The 20,814-nt window shown below is 56.7% G+C and carries 18 protein-coding genes and 1 tRNA gene; 15 read left to right on the top strand and 4 right to left on the bottom strand.

Features of this window, described 5'->3' with window-relative positions; genetic code table 11:
* Positions 1 to 36: 36 nt before the first annotated feature.
* Positions 37 to 129, top strand: a tRNA-Ser gene (locus CBP34_RS06440).
* A 143-nt stretch (positions 130 to 272) separates the two neighbouring features.
* Here the strand turns inward: CBP34_RS06440 and CBP34_RS06445 are convergent.
* The 3 genes from CBP34_RS06445 to CBP34_RS06455 form a co-directional block, all read right to left on the bottom strand.
* A complete protein-coding gene (locus CBP34_RS06445; protein WP_094097610.1) occupies positions 273 to 1,541 on the bottom strand; it encodes a hypothetical protein in 1,269 nt (422 codons plus the stop codon).
* A 167-nt stretch (positions 1,542 to 1,708) separates the two neighbouring features.
* Positions 1,709 to 2,320, bottom strand: coding sequence for a hypothetical protein (locus CBP34_RS06450; RefSeq protein ID WP_094097611.1), 612 nt, complete (start codon positions 2,318 to 2,320; stop codon positions 1,709 to 1,711).
* Positions 2,321 to 2,323: 3 nt separating this feature from the next.
* On the bottom strand, positions 2,324 to 2,650 hold the full coding sequence (locus CBP34_RS06455; RefSeq protein ID WP_094097612.1) for a type I restriction endonuclease subunit M: 327 nt from the start codon (positions 2,648 to 2,650) through the stop codon (positions 2,324 to 2,326).
* On the opposite strand from CBP34_RS06455, the gene CBP34_RS19560 reads away from it, so the two are divergent.
* Positions 2,649 to 2,993: a hypothetical protein gene (locus CBP34_RS19560; RefSeq protein WP_162290898.1), complete on the top strand. Its 345-nt coding sequence runs from the start codon at positions 2,649 to 2,651 to the stop codon at positions 2,991 to 2,993. The two genes, CBP34_RS06455 and CBP34_RS19560, sit on opposite strands and share 2 nt — an antisense overlap.
* Positions 2,994 to 3,250: 257 nt before the next feature.
* Here the strand turns inward: CBP34_RS19560 and CBP34_RS19380 are convergent, their stop codons facing one another.
* A complete protein-coding gene (locus CBP34_RS19380) occupies positions 3,251 to 4,045 on the bottom strand; it encodes a hypothetical protein (RefSeq protein ID WP_157896442.1) in 795 nt (264 codons plus the stop codon).
* A 473-nt stretch (positions 4,046 to 4,518) separates the two neighbouring features.
* On the opposite strand from CBP34_RS19380, the gene CBP34_RS06460 reads away from it, so the two are divergent.
* The 13 genes from CBP34_RS06460 (at position 4,519) to CBP34_RS06530 (ending at position 20,666) form a co-directional block, all read left to right on the top strand.
* Entirely contained in the window at positions 4,519 to 4,824 is a 306-nt protein-coding gene (locus tag CBP34_RS06460; RefSeq protein ID WP_236748531.1) for a helix-turn-helix transcriptional regulator, read from the top strand.
* A 310-nt stretch (positions 4,825 to 5,134) separates the two neighbouring features.
* On the top strand, positions 5,135 to 6,499 hold the full coding sequence (locus CBP34_RS06465; RefSeq protein ID WP_157896443.1) for a hypothetical protein: 1,365 nt from the start codon (positions 5,135 to 5,137) through the stop codon (positions 6,497 to 6,499).
* A 207-nt stretch (positions 6,500 to 6,706) separates the two neighbouring features.
* Positions 6,707 to 7,300: a DUF1819 family protein gene (locus tag CBP34_RS06470; protein WP_094097614.1), complete on the top strand. Its 594-nt coding sequence runs from the start codon at positions 6,707 to 6,709 to the stop codon at positions 7,298 to 7,300.
* Entirely contained in the window at positions 7,297 to 7,884 is a 588-nt protein-coding gene (locus tag CBP34_RS06475; RefSeq protein ID WP_094097615.1) for a DUF1788 domain-containing protein, read from the top strand. Before CBP34_RS06470 ends, CBP34_RS06475 begins: the two co-directional genes overlap by 4 nt.
* A gap of 52 nt (positions 7,885 to 7,936) precedes the next feature.
* On the top strand, positions 7,937 to 11,581 hold the full coding sequence (brxC, locus tag CBP34_RS06480) for a BREX system P-loop protein BrxC (RefSeq protein WP_094097616.1): 3,645 nt from the start codon (positions 7,937 to 7,939) through the stop codon (positions 11,579 to 11,581).
* A 50-nt stretch (positions 11,582 to 11,631) separates the two neighbouring features.
* The gene (locus tag CBP34_RS06485) at positions 11,632 to 11,952 is read left to right on the top strand and encodes a hypothetical protein (protein WP_094097617.1); all 321 of its coding nucleotides are present in this window, start codon (positions 11,632 to 11,634) and stop codon (positions 11,950 to 11,952) included.
* Positions 11,949 to 12,893 (top strand): hypothetical protein, encoded by a 945-nt coding sequence (locus CBP34_RS19565; RefSeq protein ID WP_162290893.1) that lies wholly within the window; start codon positions 11,949 to 11,951, stop codon positions 12,891 to 12,893. The genes CBP34_RS06485 and CBP34_RS19565 overlap by 4 nt, the downstream gene beginning before the upstream one ends.
* A gap of 300 nt (positions 12,894 to 13,193) precedes the next feature.
* Complete coding sequence (locus CBP34_RS06495) at positions 13,194 to 13,643, top strand: hypothetical protein (protein ID WP_157896444.1); 450 nt, start codon at positions 13,194 to 13,196, stop codon at positions 13,641 to 13,643.
* Entirely contained in the window at positions 13,640 to 13,951 is a 312-nt protein-coding gene (locus CBP34_RS06500) for a type II toxin-antitoxin system RelE/ParE family toxin (RefSeq protein WP_094097620.1), read from the top strand. The genes CBP34_RS06495 and CBP34_RS06500 overlap by 4 nt, the downstream gene beginning before the upstream one ends.
* Positions 13,952 to 14,038: 87 nt before the next feature.
* Positions 14,039 to 17,746, top strand: coding sequence for a BREX-1 system adenine-specific DNA-methyltransferase PglX (gene pglX, locus CBP34_RS06510; RefSeq protein WP_208616375.1), 3,708 nt, complete (start codon positions 14,039 to 14,041; stop codon positions 17,744 to 17,746).
* Between the two features lie 26 nt (positions 17,747 to 17,772).
* A complete protein-coding gene (locus tag CBP34_RS06515) occupies positions 17,773 to 18,924 on the top strand; it encodes an AAA family ATPase (RefSeq protein WP_094097621.1) in 1,152 nt (383 codons plus the stop codon).
* Positions 18,921 to 19,592, top strand: coding sequence for a DUF3226 domain-containing protein (locus CBP34_RS19385; RefSeq protein ID WP_157896445.1), 672 nt, complete (start codon positions 18,921 to 18,923; stop codon positions 19,590 to 19,592). The genes CBP34_RS06515 and CBP34_RS19385 overlap by 4 nt, the downstream gene beginning before the upstream one ends.
* Before the next feature lie 177 nt (positions 19,593 to 19,769).
* Positions 19,770 to 20,666, top strand: coding sequence for a hypothetical protein (locus CBP34_RS06530; RefSeq protein ID WP_094097624.1), 897 nt, complete (start codon positions 19,770 to 19,772; stop codon positions 20,664 to 20,666).
* Positions 20,667 to 20,814 lie beyond the last annotated feature (148 nt).

Raw genomic sequence — 20,814 nt, forward strand, 5'->3', positions numbered from 1 at the left:
TGAATTGCCTCGAAAATGAGGCATAATAGCTGGATTGGAAACGTGACCGAGTGGCCGAAGGTGCTCCCCTGCTAAGGGAGTATGGGGTGTAGAGCCTCATCGAGGGTTCGAATCCCTCCGTTTCCGCCAGATACCGCTATAAGTTGTTGATTTTAAACGGCTTTTTAGCAAGTCATCAAATCGTTATACGGCTGGTTATACGGTTGCTTTCAGCCAATTCAAGGCATAGAAAGTGGCATTACCAGCATGAAGAAGTTCTAGAGCCCCCGGTCCTAGAACTTTTTTTCATTGGTGGCTTCCCTTTTTACATCACCAGCCACCAGCTCGGCAGCAGGTTCCAGCGGCTTTCCCGCCAGCGCCACCATGCCGCGCATCAGCAACCAGTGCTCGGCAGCGTTCAGCGCCGTATCTTGCGCCCAGCGCCTGACATCGGTCACCGCCATGTCGCGGGACATCCACACGGTTTCTTCCCAGTACCATGTCGCCAGCCATGTGGCGCGTTCGCCGCTGACAGCATTCACGTACCGCAGCTGCGGCGCCTGGTGCCCTGCCGCCTCAAACCGCTCGGCAATCGCCGCTTGGTGCGCAGCCGACAGCCGCCCTTCGCCCTCAATCTTCAGCCAAAGCCTCAATCCCTGCGCCCAGCTGTTTTGGCCCAGTCGCATCGCCGTGGCCATTGGCACATCGGCTCGCAGCGCCCGTGCCGTCGGCTCCAGCACCACGCCCGCTTCGGCATAGCGCAAAGCCGCAGTTGGTGACAGCTCGACGCGCCATTCATCGCTGTTGCCCTGCTCCTGGGCGATATGCGCTTGCAATGCTTCAGCCACACACTGCCACCACAACACGTGCAGGCCCGGGGCATCGTCAATGCCCATCGTTGCCCGTTCCAACTGAGCTACCTGCCGCGCCAGCACCAGTTGCGGCACTCCCATCGCCTCGGCCGCATCCCGAAACGCTAGCATGGCGTGGCCCTCGCTGACCGAGCGCCCCAGCGCCCTCCGGGCAAACCTCAGCACCCAAGCATGGTCTGTTCGCCCCGACTTGGCTTGCCACAACAGCACCACAGCCACAGCGCCCAGCGTATCGAGCGACTCGCGCAAGGCCTCCTCAAACCCTGCGGTGCCCATCCACGCATGCCACTGCACCAGCTCGGTGATGCCGTACGCCGCCATGAACCACACCAACACGCGCAGCGCACGCACAGGCTCCCGGGCTTCTACGTTCCAAAGCAGGCGAGCCAGCTCGGCATCGCCTTCGTCGCTTTGCAGGTACTGCTCCAGCAAGGCCTGCAGATCCCGCAAGGAATCCAAGCCCAGGCGGGGTCGGGCATGTTTGCAGAAGTACCTCACCGCTGCCATGCGCTGCGGCCACGCCGGTGGTGTGTGCAGCGCCGTGTCGATCAGCTCCAAAAGCAGCTGCGCTGCGCCATCCCCGGTTTCATGATTCGACATTTGCGAACGGTGTGACTGCTGCGCTGGAAACTCCAACAGTGCGGTCAACAACCGCTCAAACGGCTCGGGCGTCAAGGAATCGTCGAGCATGAGGAATACCCTCCAAGGAAAGAAGCGAAAACGAAAATAAACGCCATATAGAAAGCTCCCGCCCATGCAGCAGCGGCACCTTGCACAAAGCTCGGCGCGACCAAAAGCGGAAGTTGAGAAAAGAAAAGGAGAGAGAAAAACCGAAAGGAGGAACGAGCCGAACGGGGCTACTCGTCCTCTTGCGGCTGCGCCACAGGTGACAGCACCAGCACGGCGTCGATGTTCACGCGCTCACTGAACGTGGCCACCACACGCCGTGGCTGCTTGCTCGCCCAGCCGGTCAGCATGGCATTCCACGGCACCAGCGGTATCGGTGCCATGGCCGGGTCCAGCACCAGCAAATCGCTGCGCTCCCCCGCCTCGCAGCGCACCCCCACTGCCAACACCCAGTGCATGTAGCGCTCGGTAGAAAAGCACACCAAACACAGGTGACCTTCTTCCAGGGCATCCAAGGTGCGTTCGATCACGCGTGAGCGCACTTCCTTGCAGTGCACGCGCTCGGCATAGGGGGCCAGTTGCTGCTGGAGTTCTTCGACCTCGCAGCCATCAAAGTAGTACCGCTGCGCCACTTTGCGCAACGCCACCAGCCTCGCATCCTTGGTGTCCCAGATCAGCGCATTGCGCCGTACTTGGCCAAACACCATCAAAGCCATCAAAACGCAGTGGTAGCCACACGTGGCGTCAACCTCCCCCTGGCGCACATGCAGCCGTTGGTTGCCCACCATGGGACCGTGCATGCCAGCGCCCAGCCGGGGGTGGCAATGGTAGGAATGCTGCATGGCTCAGTATTCCTCCGGCAGCAGCAAGGTGGTCGAGCGCCGGTCGGCCTCGGTGATGATCCACAGCCGGTGGTTTGGCGGGATGTCGTAGGCGGACAGGACACGGCTGCCATACGTGAGAGCTGCAGCATTCGCTTGCTTGTCCTCATTGCACAGGTCACCCCAATCCCCAGCGACGTGACGCAGCACAAACGGCAGCGGTGCCAGCTGCAGTGCTTCGAGCATGTCGAGCGCACCGGGCGTGATCAGCACTTGGCCCAAGGGAAATAAGGGGCGGCGTTGTTGTTCATAGCGCGCCAATGCAGCGGCCTGACCAGGCGAAGAGGTCATGGAAATGCTCCTGAAAAGAAAAACAGAAAAGGAAGGGACGGGCGCTGCGCCCAGTGCGAAGCACCGAACCACGCAAAGCGCGACGGTGCACTCGCGCCTTCCCGCTACAGACCCTGACGCGATACATCGCCATCCCGCCACGACCACAGCGATGACCACGGCCACGGCTGCGCCAAGCGTGCTGTCATGGCGACAGCGGCGCGCAAGCGAGCCACCGTGGTGGCACGGCGTTCGGTGGAATCAAATGGGGGAAATAGGCCCGGGCATGCAGGCAGGAAGAAAGTTGATATTGCTTTTTCGACAGCTTGCCAAATCAAACCAAGCCATCAAAAACCAATATTAACTCAGTGGCATTATATCACAATGCCGGCATTATAGATTTTGGTCGTCAATATCAGCGATATTGCGAAAATATTTCCATTTGGTTTTCAATTTGTAAAATCAGGAAAATTACCAGAAATGAAAAGCGCGCAGAAAAGCAATTCATATCAGAATGACGGAGCCCGTCGCTTTGCCAATCTAATTCACGGATATTTATTGGTTATATGTGTGAATAAAATTGAGAAGGCGCATTTTAATTGACAGGCGCAACTTAATAAATTATTTCGCCTTTGTTTCAACAAACTCCGACACCCCTCTTGTGAAAATGCTTTCTTTGGTTTTTAACCCATATTTTTTTACCAGTTCTCGATAAAGATCGGCTCTATTTCCACTGTACTTATGTCGAGCATTTTTTCTTGTGGATTTTCTAAGTCCCGCAATTTTTCCTGAATTGATTGCCTTATCTATAGCTAGTTTAATTTCTCCGAGATTTTTTCTGCCTATTACTTCGATGATGCCCTTCTTGGTTGTTTTCTTGATTGGTTGATGTGAAATTAGGGGAGCGATCAATTCAATTTGGGTATCCATTTCTTCTTTTGATGGAATGCCGCGCAGCAGAAAAATATCCATGGGAGTTGACTTTTGGTTAGTTGCTTCATTTTTGGTGATGCATAAAACTTCAAAATACTTCGATCCCTTTGATTCTCTCCAGCCGGTGTAGTGCTCAGTGAAATAATCTTTATTCAGTACGCCGCGAAGAACAAGATAAAGCCATATTCTGTACCAAACTATTTTATGAAGATTTGTTTCGGGCTTAATTGCTGGAGCTTCGTTCGCTAGTGCATTTTGAACTATTTCTCTTGTTTTGGGCTCGCCTTTTGATTTAATCGAAGTGGATCTAATTTTCTGCAGGCCCAAAAGTCCCGCTATATTATTGGGTGCTTTTTTATTTTTTGGTTCAATATCAGGATTCGCAGAGTTGCCCCTGGGTTTTTCATATTTTGAAACTAATTCAATAAAGAAATCGCAAGTCCAATTTGTGTGCAATTTTGATAATATTTCATGCTTTCTCATGGGTATGACGATTGGTTGATTTATTTGGTATTAGATAAGCTGAGCTTTTACCCGTCTGATAGCCGCCATAGGCTTCGCCTTTGAAAGGGCTCGCCAAGAGTGAGTGCCGCCACTTTCCTCGTGCCGCTTGCGTCATCAGTGGCGCCTCGTTCCTCTCCTTGTTTGTACACCAGCACGGCACCGGGTGCACCTCTTTCCTCCGAACTGGTGTCGCGTCTTCGCTTCCATTTTCCTCTTTCCTCTCGGTTTAGTCACGGCGCAAGCTGCCGTTTACCTTCTTCCTCTCGACTGCGCGCGCTGCATTGCGCACCGTCAGATCAGACGCAGCTCGGCGCACATCGCATAGTCTGCAAAGCCAGCATTGGCGCGGCTTTGCGGGGAGTTGATCACATTCCAAAAAAAGAAATGTAAAGACTTTCAGCTGGGCATGCGCATGTTGCGTTCTGCCCGTAGCACTTTGATGGAGTTCGTCCATGAACGAAAAGATGCTGGCTGTAGTGACTGATCAAGCGGCGCCGTCGCGGGGATGCATGAGGTCTGTTCCTGCCCTTCCCGATCCCCTGCGCAACTTCAGCGGCCTTCCCGATGAGGCTTTTGTTCGCCTCCCCGTGGTGCTGATGCTGCTGGGAGTATCCCGCGCGACCGTCTGGCGGCTGTGCAAATCTGGCGCTTTACCTGCTCCTAAAAAGCTGGGCAGCCGAATTTCGGTCTGGAATGTGGGCGCGTTGCGCAATGTTCTGAATTCAGGTTCGCTTTGGAAGGGTTCTGCCCCGGCATAAAACGAGGATTTATCAACTGAGCATGACGTCAATAAAAACCACATTGACGTCAAAAAAGCGCTTGTTTTTGAGCATTTATAGGGTCGGTTGACGAGATCGAGCACCACGCAAATGCACTGTTTTGTAGTAATTGAGTAGCTATGACCAACCAATAGTTGAGCAGCTAAACCTAACCAATCCTGTAAACAAATCAAGTGACCAAATGGCAAAGCAATGGAGTGTCGAGCATATGAGTAGGGCAACACTGCACTTTTCATCATGGACATCCATGGGAAGCCAAATGGTCAACGTCAACACTTACTAAATAATTATGTCTGATTCCCAAAAACTGATCATCCGCCTTCCAGAAGTTCTTCCAGAACATGGGCCCATCCTGTTTCCCGCAAAGCACTTACTCATCATTGATGAAAAGCGTGCTCTTACCCTTAAGTCCGTGGAGGGTGACATTTGTGGACTGACCACTGCCAAAAACAAGATTACAGCGATTACCAACGCGGTGCATGAGGTGTGTGCCTATGGTTTTTCGCAAAATCACCCAGCAATGCTTGTTGGGAGTAATGTGGTTATGCACAACCTCGTATATTATTCGGCGCCTACCTGTCTCTATACGCTGCAACGCTTATTGATTAAGAAGGGGGTAAGCCCGAGCTATGTGAAGACCATCCGGGTGGAGCACTGCAGCTTTCAGGAGATCACGCTAACCTTTTGTTTGCAGTTTGAGTCTGCAAAACAGGCTAGAACTCTTTTGAAGCGGCTCAAGCGCTACGCAGGCATTGTTTTGAAGTCGCCACGCAGCCAATCCGAAAAGGCATCGAAGAAGATCGGCTTTGCAGGATCTGGGGATAGCGAGTCTTGGTATATCAACAAGACGGATCATCGCTCGACGCTGTTTTATATCAAGGATCGAAATCAGGCCGGAAAATACTCTTCCTTCGAGTCTCCTGAGGTGGCGAAGAAAATCTATACGCTGGGTCAGAGCCTGCTCCGCATTGAAATCACGTTGAACTCCAACTACCTGGTTGCCAACGGTCTCGATGACCCTCAGGCCTGGCGGGGCACCAAGGGTAAGGAGATCTGCGAGCGCGAGTTCAACTGGCTGCGCAAGTTGCTGAAGGTGGATGTGGACTATCGGGTCAACAAGCCTCAAAAGCGCCATATGGAGGGGCTGGGTGAGCGCGAGCAGTCTGTCCTCGACTGGTATCTGAAGGGAAAGCCCGTAAATCGGCACCCGAAATTCCAGTCAGGCGAGTGGAAGAAGTCGCCGATCAAGCGCCGCATTCAGGACCGCCTGCGCATTGACATTGACATTCCTTGGAAGGAGCACTGCCGCATGGCGATCCCTGGGCTGAGCGACTTGTTGTCGCTTGATCGGCTGGTTGTGCCCCCGGCGGAGTTGCTCGATCACTGCCATGTGTTATCGACAGTCAAGCGCAAGAATCGTGAGCTGAAAGAACTGGCGAAAGCGGAAATCGCTGCGGCCGAAGCAAAGCTTGCGATGCAAGCACGCGCCAAGGGCAAGCGTGGTATTGCCCGCCGCGCCGCGGCATCTGCCGATTCGTCTGTGCTGGAGGTGATTCTTGCAGCACTGCGGGAGAAGGGGGTGGAGCTGTGTTTTTCCATGGGAGCGGGTAACGGGGACGGCACGACGGCCGATATTTCTGACTTGATGGGGTAGTGTTTGTGGCCCCGTGGCTCTGTCTTTCCGAGCCACGGGGCTCTCGCTTCGAACTCTAAAAGACAGATCTGGGCGCACCGTCCGGGCAAGCCGTTCTCCGCAGCAAGCCCCTTCATACTGTGACGCCTCCCAGAAAATGAGCGTCATGGCGCCCATCTGAACACTACGGCACTCTCACAATAGCGCTTTTTCAATCACCGATTCTTTGTGCCCATCTACAACGCAGAAATCTCCGCTGGATCGCTCATGCCGCTCGAAAGCAAGCGCATCGCTGCGCTGTTGCTCACGCAGCCAGACGAGGCCGCGTGGCGACATGCCATCGAGATCGACAACATTCTGCAAAAGAAGACCCCCGCCACGGCACGGCGCCAGGCCACGCTGATCCGCAAGCGCTTGACGACGCTGGATGCGCAGGGCTGGAAGTTGATCGCCGAGCGCGAGAGCGAAGTGCAAATTCAGTTGCTGCTCGCTGCCACCATCAAGCACAGCCCGTTGCTTGGCGACTTCATACGCACTGTCTACGCCCTGCGACAGCGACGGCTCGAACCTGCTCTGGCGCCGCAAGACTGGCCAGACTTCTTGGCCGAATGCGCCCACTACGACCCTGCAGTTGCACAGTGGACAGATTCCACGCGGGCCAAGCTGTTCCAGGTCATTGTTCGCGTGCTTGCAGAGGCCAAATACCTGGACAATGCCCGCAGCATGCGACTCACCCCCCGATCGCTGCACCCCGATGTGCGGCGCTACCTCGGTGAACGCCATGAAACCTATGTCCTCGAATGCCTGGAGCGCGCGCAATGACGCTGAGCCTTGAAGAACGCCTGAATCAGATCCTGCCGCGTATCACCTCGCGAGATTTCCTCGACAGCAAGGGGCTGGGCAACGAAATTGGCTTCTGGATCTTCGACTACCCGCCTGACCGTGAAATGGATGTGCGGGATTTCCTCTCAGGCACCGTAGTTCCCACCCTGGGCAAGCAGTCACCAGCCATTCGCTGCGCTTTAGTCGATCTGTTGACTCTGGTGACGGAGTTATTGGAAGAGCGCAAGTTGCTCGACAAAGCCATCGCCATGCAGCAAACCAAAGGCAACGATGGTGCCCTGGCCGCTCTGCGCTCGGTGCTCAAAGAAGACAAGCTGGCCCAAAAAATTGCATATCTGCATGACATCGCTGCACTGGATTTGCTCGTATTAACTGGCGTGGGCGCCGTCTACCCCATGCTGCGCACCCACACGCTGCTTTCTGCACTGCACCCGATCATGGGTAACACGCCACTGCTCATGTTCTTTCCGGGCCGGTACGATGGCCACTCGCTGCGCCTGTTCAACACGCTGGCCGAAGACCACTACTACCGGGCCTTCCGCCTGGTTCCCGAAACCACTTGAGTTCGCGCCTCCGTCTTCGCTCACCCGCTGCACCCCATCCCATCACAGTCCCATGATCATTCGCGACCTGTTCCAAAAGCCCATCGACCGCCCCATCAACGGCGTCATCAAAGCCGACCAGATGGACGCAGCCAGCGTGTGGCAAGAGCTGGAGGAATACGTCGTCACCAAGCAGATCAGCGAATACCTGCGCAGATTCTTTGACGCTTATTTGGCCGCCATCGACCGTCCGCATGACGCGGCCATCACTGACCGCATGGGCGTCTGGGTCAGCGGGTTCTTTGGCTCGGGCAAATCGCACTTCATCAAGATACTGTCGTACCTGCTGGAAAACCTGCAGGCGCAAAACCCCGAAACGGGAGAAAAGCGCAGCGCCGCCCAGTTCTTCGATCACCACAAGATCAAAGACGCCATGCTGCAGGCCGACATTCAACGCGCCGTGCAGGGCACCGCTGATGTGATCCTGTTCAACATCGACGCCAAGGCCGACAGCAAAACAGACCGCGACGCCATCCTGCAAGTGTTCCTGCGCGTCTTCAACGAAAAGTTAGGCTACTCGGGCGACGCTCCGCACATCGCCGACATGGAGCGCCACCTGGTCTCCAAGGGCGCTCTCGATGTCTTCAAGGCCGCCTTTGCAGCATCCAACGGCAGCACCTGGGAGCAAGAGCGCGACGCCGTGGATTTCTTGCGTGACGACATCGTGGTGGCGCTTGCCCAAGCTCTCAAGATGACGTCCGAGTCTGCTGGCCAGTGGTTTGACCGTGCCCGCGATGACTTTCGCATCAACATCGAAAGCTTTGCCAAGGTCGTCAACGACTACCTTGCTACCAAACCTGCCAACCACAAGGTGATCTTTCTGGTGGATGAGGTGGGTCAGTTTATCGGTGCCAATTCGCAGCTCATGCTCAGCCTGCAAACCATCACCGAGCAGTTGGGCACGCAGTGCAAGGGCCGTGCCTGGGTTATCGTCACTAGCCAAGAAGACATCGACGCCGCCATTGGCGAGGCGAACAAGGCCAAGTCGCAAGACTTCTCCAAGATTCAGGGGCGTTTTCATACGCGGCTGTCTCTGGCAAGCAGCAACACCGACGAAGTGATTGGCGAACGCTTGCTCTCCAAGACCGAGGCGGCCCATGTATTGCTGCGCGATGCCTTTGCTGGCAAGGGCGATGTCATCAACAACCAGCTCAGCTTTGTCGGCAATGCCGTCAGCCTGCGCGGCTACAAAGACGCTGCCGAGTTTGTCGCCTGCTACCCCTTTGCGCCGTACCAGTTCACGCTGCTGCAAAAGATCTTTGAGACCATCCGCAAAGTGGGCGCCACCGGCAAGCACCTCTCGCGCGGCGAACGCTCATTGCTCGACGCCTTCCAGTCGGCTGCCGTGCGCAACGCCCCCAAAGGCATCGACGTGCTGGTGCCGCTGTACGACTTCTATCCGTCCATCGAAAGTTTCATCGACGGCATGGCCAAGCGCTCCATCGACGAGGCCCCCCTCAACCCGGCCCTGCAGCCGTACGACAGCCAGCTGCTCAAGGCGATGTTTCTGATTCGCTACATCCCCGACATCGTCAAACCCAACATCGACAACCTTGCCACGCTGTGCATTGACCAGATCGACGCCGACAAGCTCGCACTCAAGCGCCAGATTCAAGAGAGCCTGGCACGGCTTGAACAGCAACGGCTGGTCAGCCGCAACGGCGACCAGTGGTTCTTTCTGACCAATGAAGAGCGCGACGTGGCCCGCGAGATTGGCCATGTGGACGTATCCACCGCAGAAAAATCCCGCCTGCTGGCCGAAATCGTGTTCGATGAAATCCTGGGCAGCCAGACCAAGGTACGCCACCGCGATACCAAGTCAGACTACGAATTCAACCGCCTGCTCGACGGCGCGCCCTGGCGCCAGGCCAGCCATGCCCTCAGCTTTGAAGTGCTCACCCCGCTGGGCGACGACTACGACAAACTGCACAGCGCCAAATGCATCCTGCGCAGCAGCGAAGGCGCCGGGCGCGCCCTCGTGCGCTTGGCTGAGGGCGACCGCCTCGACATCGAACTGGCCACCTACCAGCAAATCGAAAAATACATCGTCAGCCCCAAGGCCGACCAGGCCACGCCATCGCTCAAACGCATCTTGGCCGACCGCAAGGATGAAAACCGCGAACGCCGCCAGCGCCTGGTGCACCAGCTGTCTGAACTCATCACCGCTGGCGACTTCTACGCCCTGGGCCAGCCGGTGCAAATCAAGGCCAGCAGCCCGGCCACCGTGCTCGATGAGCTGCTCAACTACCTCATCACCAACACTTACAGCAAGCTGCCCTACCTGAAGGTGCGCCAGGCCGACCCCATTGCAGAAATCAAAGCCGTGCTCAGCGCAGGCGACTTGGCGCAGCACGCCCTGGCACTGAACGGCGAAGCGGGCAACCCCCTGGCGGTGCAAGAGCTGCGCGACTACCTGCAACTGGCCGCCAGCCAGTCCCGCGTGCTGCTGTCCGACGTGGTGGACCGCTTTGCTGGCATCCCCTGGGGCTGGAAGCCTGAGTGGGAAACGGTGCTGCTCGTCGCCCGCTTGTTCATGGCGGGCGAGATCAAGCTCATGCTCGAAGGCAGTGACCTCGACCCCGCCAGCGCCGCCGACCCGCTCACCAAATCCGCCCGCTTCAAGCAAGTCTCCATCTTGAAGCGCAAAACCGCCGACGCCACCACCCTGCGCCGCGCGCGCGAGCTATACAAAGACCTGTTCAGCCAACTGGGCCGTGAAGATGAAGACAGCCTGGTGGCCGAATACCGCACCCGTTTGGGCGACTGGCAGTCAGACCTCAAAAGCTACGCCCTCACCGCCGCCACCCCCCACCATCCGGGCAAGCCCACCATTGATGCAGCACTGGCCCGCATCGGCCAGCAGCTCGCCATCCGCGACAGCTTTGCCTTCATCGAGGCGCTGCTCTCCGCCAAGGACGACTGGCAAGACGCTGCCGACGACATCCACGACCTCGTCAACTTCTACAAAACCCAGATCACCGCCTGGCGCAAGCTGCTGGCCGCTCTCAGCCAGTTTGCAGACAACCGCGAAGCCCTGAACAAGGTGCCCCAGGCGGCAACGGCACTGGCAGAGCTGACTCAGATCCGCGACAACCCCCAGCCCTACGCCTTGGTCAACCGCATCGAGCCGTTGGTGGCTACGGTCGCCTCCGTCAACGAGCAACTGGCGCAGGAAAAGCGAGAAAAAGCCCTGCTTTCCATCGACGAAAAGCTGGCCGTCGTTCAAAAGCAGCTCAATGCCACTGCCGCCGCCACCCCAGAGCTGTCCAACAAGGCCCTCAAACCCTTGCAAGACCTCAAGGCACGCATTGCAGGCCTCACCGGCATTGCGCAAATCCTGTACCTGCAAAGCCAAGGCGGCGACGCCATGGACGAGGCCATCACCCTCATCGAAGCCGCCGTGGCCGCTGCTGCCGCCAAGCCCACCACCCCCAGGGTGGCCAGCCCCGGCGATACCACCCAGCCCCTGCAAACCGGCCAGCCCAACGCTTTGGTAAGTCCAGCACCGGCCCCCAAAACAACCCGCGTGGTGCGCGCTGCCGAGTTCTCCAATCAGCCATATTTGGAAACCGAGGCTGAGGTGGATGCCTACCTCACCCGGCTCAAGTCCGAACTCTTGGCCGTGGTGCGTGCCGGGCAAAAAGCGCGCGTGCAGTAAACGGCGACAACGCTGAGACAGGAATTTTTAACTGATGTGGAGAGCGTCGAATGTTCAAAATCACTGGCCTCGACGAGGCAATGAAAAAGCTCAACGACTTGCAGAGGAAGGCCGAGGCGATAAACAAACAGTCAGTACCCGTCGGTGAAGTCCTCACGCCTGCTTTCCTGCTGCGTCATACACCGTTTGGTTCCGCTGACGAGATGTACCAGGCAAGCGGTTTCAAGATCGAAACCCCAGAAGATTTTGCAGCCATCCCCGACGAAGAGTGGGACGCGTTCATTCGTTCCATATCCAGCTTTACGGACTGGAAGTCCATGCTGAACGAAGCCGGAAAAGAGTGGGCAGCTCAAAAGCTAGGCCTGAAATGACGCAAACCGAATTGGCCGCGAGCTCGGCTCTCACCGTCGCTTTTCAAGATATGGAAGACGCAAAGGCCGACTTCCAACAAGCAGAGTTCAAAGAGGCGGCGCACGTACTGAATCGGCTGGTGGCGGTTTTCGACCGCGAGCCATTGGCAAGCTTTTTGTCTGAGGCTCTCCCAACAGTCGATTTCGACGATTGGTTGCAGCGTGCTGAAGCCACAGCAGGTTCGCATGTTGGCTCAGCGCATCTGAACTGGCCCCACGACCGCGCAGAGCGGGTGTCGATGCAGATAGCACTCTGCCGATACATTGCAGCCAAGAAAGTCGATTTTCTGAATTTTGTGCACAGCCACTTCCATGTTGGAAGTTCTCTGTCAGCACACGTATTCGTTTTCCACGCCAAGATTCTGGAGCCGCTTCTCAGAGACATACGCAGGCTCAGTGAGCTTCGCCAAGTTCCATCCATCTTGACCCAGGCCATTGGTCGCATCCCCCAGAGCGGTGACGTCACCCTTGATAACTTGTTGCAACTGGCATGCGAACGCTTCCGAGATCCCGCACCATCCGCGCGTAACGATGCCATCGAAAAGCTGTGGGACGGGTGGGAACGCCTAAAAACCCTTGCGGGCGGCAACAAGGGAGAGTCCGCCCAAGCCATGCTGGATGCCGTCGCTTTGCCAGGCAGCAGGTTCAGAGAGCTTGTGGAAACAGAGGCCCGGGCGCTGACAAAAATCGGGAACGAGTTTCACATACGGCACTTCGAGACAGACAAAACCCCCCTGCAGCCTGCCGAGGTGGACTACCTGTTTCATCGCATGTTTGCGCTCATCAACCTGATCCTGAACGCCCGTGCGCGCGCTGCATCGGAGGAGTCCTTCAACATGCCTGCCGACTTCATGCAAACAGGCCGCGCCGATACGCCCCCTCAAGAGCGCGAGGCCTTCTGAACCCCGCCCACGCGCGTGCCGAAGGCTGGGTGCTGGTGACCAACAACGCGCGCGAGTTTTGCCGTGTGGAAGGGCTGGCGGTAGAAAACTGGGTTACCCCAAAGCAAAAACACTATCAAACCAATAGCTGCTTGCGCTTGCTGAATAAGCGCTAGAGCCACTTTTGACCATAACTTCAGGTTGCCCCTTTTTACGGCGCCCCCGCAATATGGCAACAGGCCGTTGCCAAATCTCTGGCACCCCATGGCAATTTAACGTATAAAGAAGAACAACTAACGTTAATAAAGCGCACGCCACGCCATGCAAACCCTCACTCAAACCCAATTTCAAGCAGCCTTTGCCCATGGCGCTGTGCAATCGGTGGCGCTGGAGCCCGTGGGCTCGCAGTTTGCCGTGAAGGTGACCACCCTCACCGGCGAGGCTTCACTGGTGCAGGCGCGGGGCACGCAGGCACGGCTGTTTGGCACCACCGACGCTGCCTTGAAGCTGCTGCACAAGCTGGGTGTGCGCCGCATCGTGCTCGAAGGTTTGGAAAATTGGCAGCCGGATCAGGCACCCGAGCACAAACGCAGCCGCCCCGACCGCGCCCAGGCACTCACCCACGCCGCCGAATACGACCGCTGGGTGCGGGCCAAGGTGCAGGCCAGCCGCGGCAGCACGCAGCACGCTATTCCGCCCGACGAATGGCAAAGCATCCGCGCTGAAAAACTAGCCCAACAAAAAGCATTGCAGGCCCGGCAGCCGCAATGACGTGCGCCGCCTACCGCGTGGACCGTCGGCCTGAATACCGCCAAGACCTCAACGCCATTGAAGCCTGGATTGCACAAGACAACGCCAGCGCAGCCATCGACATGTGGCTGTGGATCGACGGGCAGGTGGACCACCTGGCCGACCCCAACTTTCCCCGCCGTACCAGCACGCGGGTCAACGGGGCGCATGAACTCGTCGCGCACGAAAACTACATCGTCTACTTCGACCAGAACGAAGACCAGTGCGTCGTCACAGTGCATGCCGTCGTGCATGTGGCCCGCATCACCCCGCCTCCATTCCATCGGTGATGCACATCCCTGCCTCGAAAATATTAAAAAACAATAGCTGCCAGCGCTTGATAGATAAGCGCTAGAGCCACTTTTGACCGTAAAAACATGAACAAGTCCAACCTCAAGTCCTACGCCCCCCAGGCCCGCAAAGACTTCATCGCCGCCGTCACCGCCCGCGCCAACCTGCTGGGCCTGTCGGATAAGGCTGGCACGCTGGAAGTAGCCCCCGCCCAAACTCAGGGTGACGTCACCGTCATCGCCGGTCAAGCCTGGACCGCCAAGGTCAGCGGCCAGCGCGACAAGCTCATCGAGCGCATCCGCAAAGACGGCTTTGCCCACACCATGGAAGCCGTGGCCTACACCTGGTTCAACCGCTTTGCCGCGCTGCGCTACATGGAGCTGCACGACTACCTGGGCCACGGCCACCGGGCGCTGTCCAGCACCTCGGGTGGGCTGCCAGACATCCTCACCCACGCCACAGATCTGACCAGCGAACTCCCAGGCCTGAACGCCGCCAAGGTCACCGAACTCAAACTCGCAGGCAACCGCGATGGCGAGTTGTACCGCATGCTGCTGGTGGCCCAGTGCAACGCCTTGTCCCGCGCCATGCCCTTTTTGTTTGAGCGCATTGACGACGACTCCGAGCTGCTGCTGCCCGACAACCTATTGCGCAGCGACTCCGTCATTGCCAAGCTGGTGGCAGAGATCCCCGAAGAAGACTGGGAAGACGAGGTCGAAATCATCGGCTGGCTGTACCAGTTCTATATCAGTGAGAAGAAGGACCAGGTCATTGGCAAGGTGGTCAAAAGCGAGGACATCCCCGCCGCCACCCAGCTCTTCACGCCCAACTGGATCGTGCAATACCTGGTGCAAAACAGCGTGGGCCGCCTGTGGCTCATGGCCAACCCGCAAAGCACCTTGGCGAAGGAGTGGCCGTACTACATCACCCCCGCCGAGCAAACGCCCGAGGTGCAAGCCCAGCTCGATGCCCTTATTCAGACCCGCGTGCGGGAAGATGGCGACACCCTCAACCCCGAGTCCATCACCGTGCTGGACCCGGCTTGCGGCAGCGGCCACATTCTGGTGGTGGCCTATGACGTGCTCAAGGCCATTTACCTGGAGCGCGGCTACAGAGTCAGAGACATACCGCGCCTGATACTGGAAAAGAACCTGTTTGGCCTGGACATTGACGACCGCGCTGCCCAAATGGCCGGCTTTGCACTGCTGATGAAAGCCCGCGCGGACGACCGCCGCCTGTTCAGCGACGAAAGCAACCCGCCCCGCCTCAACGTGCTCAGCCTGCAGGAAAGCACGGGGCTGGACGCCGACGCCCTGTGCGCCGCGCTGACCCCCGTAGGTCGGGTTAGCCCGCAGGGCGTAACCCGACACCCCGAGGCCGCATGGGCCAACCCCGACCTGTTCCCCGCCACCCAGCCGCAAATGACCCTGGGCGAACCGGATTCACTCCCTCTCCCCCTGGGAGAGGGCGGGGGTGAGGGCTGCCTCCGCGCCACCATCGCCGAACTGATCGCCACCTTTGCCCACGCCAAAACCTTTGGTTCTTTGATACAAATCGGCCTCAAGCGCTTACCCAGCTTGCGCGAGCAGCTATCAATTTTGAAGAACGCCGAAGCCTCGGGCGACCTCTACGCCCAAGCCGCCGCCAAAGACCTGCTGCCGCTGGTGCGCCAGGCGCTGGTGTTGGGGATGCAGTTTGATGCGGTGGTGGCCAATCCGCCGTATATGGGCGGTAAGGGCATGACCCCGGCGCTGAAGGACTACGCCCGAGCCACCTTCCCCGACAGCAAAGCCGACTTGTTCGCCATGTTCATGGAGCGCGGCTTTGGCTGGTGCAAGCCCAGCGGCTTCAACAGCATGGTGACGATGCAGAGTTGGATGTTTTTGTCGTCGTATGAGGCCATGCGGGAGAAGTTGCTGACCCAGCGCACGATTCAGACCATGGCGCACTTGGGCGCGCGGGCGTTTGGCGAGATTTCGGGCGAAGTGGTGCAAACCACGGCCTTTGTGCTGCAAGGCCAGCATTTCTCGGGATTCAAGCCGGTGTTTTTCCGCTTGGTGGACGGGCAGGAGGCGGAGAAAGAAGCCGCATTGCGGAGCAATCAAAACCGCTTCGATGCCACGGTGCAGGATGATTTCAAGAAAATTCCGGGGAGTCCGGTGGCGTATTGGGTAAGTAAAAACACCATTGACGCATTCAGTAATCGGAAAATATCTGATATAGCTGAAACCAGACTCGGAATGGCTACGGCTGACAACAATAAATTTCTTAGACTTTGGCACGAGGTCAACATCGATAAGCTTGGCTTGAAAGTTTTATCCAGAGAAATTGCGGCTAAAACTAAGAAGAAATGGTTCCAATATCAGAAAGGGGGTGACTTCCGGAAATGGTATGGAAATTTAGAATATGTTGTTAATTGGGAGTCTGACGGTTACGAAATTCAGAATTTTTCTGATGAGGCAACAGGTCGAATAAGATCGCATAACTACAATCTGGATTACATTTTTAAGGAGGGAGTTACTTGGAATGCTCTCTCATCTTCAAATACTTCAGCAAGAATTTCGATAGGATCACTTTTTGATAATGCGGGCTCATCAATGTTTGCAGTCAAAACAGAAGATAGTTTAGCCTTGCTTTCTCTCATGAATAGCTATGTTGTTAGTAATTTGGTAAAAATCATATCCCCTACACTTAACTATCAGCCAGGCGATATATCAAAAATTCCTGTGGCTTACTCTGCCATTCAGGGGATTGAGCTTGCAATTAATGCAAAAAATGCAATTGAAATTGCAAAAACCGATTGGGACTCATTTGAGACATCGTTCGATTTTTTGGGTGTTGATTTAGTTGCAAAATTCAAAGATGAGTCACTGCTCGTCAATACTTGGAATAAATATTCGGTTGGCGTTGCAGATGCTCATGCAGCACTAAAAAACATCGAATTTGAAAACAACCGATTGCTGATTGATGCCTACGGCCTCCAAGACGAACTTTCTCCCGAAGTCCCCGAAGACCAAATCACCCTGACTCACGCCGACCGTGAAAAAGACTGCCAGCGCCTGATCTCCTACGCCATCGGCTGCATGATGGGCCGCTACAGCCTCGACGAACCCGGCCTGATCTATGCCCACGCGGGCAACGTCGGCTTCGAGCCTGGCCGCTATGCCACCTTCCCCGCAGATGCCGACGGAATCGTCCCCATTACCGACGAACTCTGGTTTTCCGACGATGCACCAAGCCGCATCCGCGAATTCCTGCGCGCCGTCTGGGGGCCAGACACCCTGGAAGAAAACATGGCCTGGTTGGCTGAGAGCCTGGGTACCAAAGCTTCTGAGACTCCAGACGAGACCATCCGCCGCTACATCGCCGACAAGTTCTTCAAAGACCACCTGCAAACCTACAAAAAGCGCCCCATCTACTGGCTCTTCAGCAGCGGCAAACAAGGCGCCTTCCAAGCTCTGGTCTATCTGCACCGCTACCACGAGGGCACACTCGCCCGCCTGCGCGCCGAATACGTCGTGCCCCTCACCGGCAAAATCCAGAACCGCATCGAGATGCTGCAAAAAGACGCTTCAGCCGCCAACAGTACCGCCGCCCGCAACAAGTTAGCCAAAGAAGTGGAAAAGCTCAAGAAGAAGCACGTAGAGCTTCTGGCCTACGACGAACAACTCCGCCACTACGCCGACATGCGCATCACCCTGGATCTGGATGATGGGGTGAAGGTGAACTATGGGAAGTTTGGGGATTTGCTGGAGGGGGTGAAACTGGTCACGGGTGGGGCGGGGGATGACTAAGATCGACGGTTACAGGAGCACACCACATGCTTGACTCTTTATTGATCAAAAATTTTCGTTCGCTGGAGCACTTGGAGGTGCCCGCGCTGGGGCGCGTCAACTTGATGGTGGGCAAGAACAACTCGGGCAAGAGCACGGTGCTGGAGGCGCTGCGCCTGTATGCGGGCAACGCACAGCGGCCATTGCTTGAAGCCATTGCGCAAGAGCACGACGAACGCTATCGAGTGCGAGAGTCGGAGGCCTTGGATGCTGAATCATTGCTGCCTTTTCAGGACTTCTTCCCGGGGCGGTCCTTTCCTATGGACGACACGGCCATCGAAATTGGCAGTGGCACGTCAGAGGATGATCGCTTGCAAATCTCTCATGCCATGATGGAAGAGAGCATCGGCGAGCCCGAGTTGCTTGAAGGCGAATTGATCAACAGGATTCGCCGTCGATACATCCAAAAGTTTGAAGCAGATTTGTTTCCTGGTGAATTGCAGCAGGTCATCCTGGTGCGCAAGGGGGAGCGGTTATTTCCTCCCGTCAAGTTGCTGAACGGTGCACGTCGATCATCTGCGTACGACGCGACTTCAGTGCCTTGTAGTTTTATCCCCACCCAATTCATTTCAATGGATGAATTGGCGGACGAGTGGGACCGGATCGTTTTCACCGAGCAGGAAGCAGTTGTCAAAAAGGCGCTTCTAGTCATCGAGCCCGACTTTGACAACCTCACTTTTGTGCGTGCTGATGGCTACTCGCCATCCGGCGTGAGGACAAGGCCTTCTCGTACTGCCATGGTGAAGCTGAAAGGGGTTGATCGACCTGTTCCGCTCAACAGCATGGGGGACGGCATGCTGCGTGTGCTGCAACTGGCATTGAAGCTCTTCGCTGCCAAGGGTGGTTTCTTGCTGATCGACGAGTTTGAAAACGGTTTGCACTACTCGGTGCAAGAGAAGGTGTGGGGTCTGTTGTTTGAAGTGGCAGAGCGGCACAACATTCAAATCTTCGCCACCACGCACAGTTGGGATTGCATTGAGAGCTTCACCAAAGTGGCCGTTGCGCGCACAGAGACCGATGGTGTGCTGTTCCGTTTGGGCCGCAGCGTGCGCACCAGTGATCAAGGCCGGGTGATTGCCACGGTGTTTGATGAGGCTGCATTGCAGAACATTACTCAGCAGGATGTGGAAGTGCGATGAGCGCCAAAAATGTTCTTTTGGTTGAGGGCGAGTCCGATCGTGGTTTTTTTGAAGATCTGTGCAAACTTTGGGGAGTGTCTGTCCAACCGATTGCAGTTCGCACGCCTCGCGACGCCGGGCACGCAAAGGACACGAAGCAAGCCGCGTTTGATGTTCTGGAAAAAACGTATTTGCCCCAATTGGCGGATGGCCAGATTGAGCGGCTGGCTATCGCTGTTGATGCAGACCAACACGCTAACGGCGGAGGCTTTGCACGCACGCGGGACCATCTGACTCAGCGCCTCACTCTTGCGGGTTATCACCTGCGGGCTGGCTCTGGAGCTGGGGGTTTTCTTTTTGGCCACAGCGATGGACTAAACGACCTTGGCGCTTGGTTGATGCCCAACAACGCCGACGATGGCATGCTGGAAGACTGGATTCAGTTGAACCTTCATCCTGGTGAAGCAGCGTTGATGCAGCACGCCAAGAGTTCGATTGATCAAATTCCGGGCGGCCCCAAGTTCAAACCGTTGCGGCGTTCAAAGGCCGAAGTGGCCACATGGCTGGCATGGCAGTCCGAACCTGACCATGGGCTGTGGCAAGCAGCCAAACCCGGCCTGCTGGATAACGCGGCGCCGCAGCTGCAAGCGTTGAAGACTTGGCTGATGAGAGTGTTTCCCGCAAATTGATCTGTCAAGTTGCTGCTATTCCAATTGGTTAACTGGCTGTTGACCAATTCGTGGGGTGAGCATGAGGTTGCCCAAATTAAAGCGGCAACGTCGTTTCTTTTCACCCTTCGGCAGCACTGCTCTGAAGACCTGCAGTAGCTCAATTTACCTTGCGTCCATCATTTAAAGGGGCTTTGAATGGCTTGGCTTGATTCGCTTTTTGCAGGTGCAAAGGCCTTTTTAAAAGGCGCCGTGGTCGCGGTCAGGGAGACCGTGAAGGCCGTGCTGGAGGAGATTGATAACTCGTCATTTGGTAAGGCTGCCACGCAACTGGTGCGCGGGGTTGCCGAACGCCATTTCAACGTAGCGAAGGATCTTGCCGATGAAGAGCAAGAGTTGGCTGAAAAGAGACGACGTGATGGGCGCCTCACGGAGAACGATCTCGATCGCTTGCGTGAGATTGAGGCTGAGCGTGACCGTTTGCGGCGCGAACTGGATGAAGCCAAAGCGGCGCGTTCTGCCCAGGAGCTGCGAGAGGCGCAGGGCGATGTCATTGCAGCGGCAGTGACAGGCGACGAGGCAGCGGCTTCAATTGGCATCCTGTCAACAAAGGTATGCCCTGAGTGTGGAGGCGCCATGCGTATCCAACTAGGTGGCTTCAATACCAAGACGGATCGGCAGACCTTTTATTGGCAATGCACTTCGCCCAACCCGCTTCCATGCCCAACGCTGAAGCTCGACCCTGAAGCTGAGCGCACATCTGTGTTGCGCCGACCCGATGCCGACTTGGATGGATCTCGCAAGCAGCGCGAGGAGATCTGGACTCGCCCGGATGTGCTGAACAAGGCGCATGGCCGATTGCGTGCGAGTCTTGATGAAGAAGACGAAGAGATCGTTTGCCCTGCCCACATGCTCCCCATGAAGCTCATGCCCAAGCCTTCTGCTGGGGGCCGCATGCTGGACAGCTACGAGTACATCTGCCTGGGCATTACGCCCGACGGCCGTGCTTGTGGCCATAAAGTGCCGGTCAAGAGCTTTCCACAAGTGTCAGCGGCGCTCAGGCGGCGTGAGGGGCGCGGCATTATTGATGGCTAAATTGCGCAAAGGGCTGTTGCACTATTGCCTCGGTTGATATCGGCTAATGCCCGCCGCTGCAGCCCCCTCGAAGAGCGCCAGTGCTCGCCAAGGCCACCGAGCGCGGCTGCCTGACCAAATAAGTGGGCCCGGATTGATCAGCATCCAG

The sequence above is a fragment of the Acidovorax carolinensis genome, from assembly GCF_002157145.1.
Lineage (GTDB): Bacteria > Pseudomonadota > Gammaproteobacteria > Burkholderiales > Burkholderiaceae_C > Acidovorax > Acidovorax carolinensis.